Consider the following 238-nt stretch of genomic DNA (forward strand, 5'->3'; position numbering starts at 1 on the left):
CTCTGATTAAGTCCTCAGTGGCCTCTGGCTTACAAGAGCTTTTCGAGGTCAAGGCGGCGATCCGATGGCGTGCCGATGGCCCGGTGAGGGGAGCCAACACAGAGATCGGAAAGCTCTGCAAGCCCCGAAGGGCACGGCCAAAAAGTCCATCCGCTGTGTTGCACCTCTTGCCAAGGACTATGGCCATTGCCTGCGAAGCGCGCCTTGCCGAGTGAACGTTTTGACTCGCGCAGAGACC

General features: G+C 59.2%; 1 protein-coding gene. It reads right to left on the reverse strand.

Going from position 1 to position 238, the window contains the following annotated elements:
* Window positions 1-29 precede the first annotated feature (29 nt).
* Window positions 30-238 (reverse strand): hypothetical protein (locus QWI17_RS00260; RefSeq protein WP_302720500.1); only part of this gene is annotated, 209 nt, incomplete at its 5' end.

Origin of the sequence: Gilvimarinus gilvus, assembly GCF_030518155.1 — a bacterium.
GTDB lineage: Bacteria > Pseudomonadota > Gammaproteobacteria > Pseudomonadales > Cellvibrionaceae > Gilvimarinus > Gilvimarinus gilvus.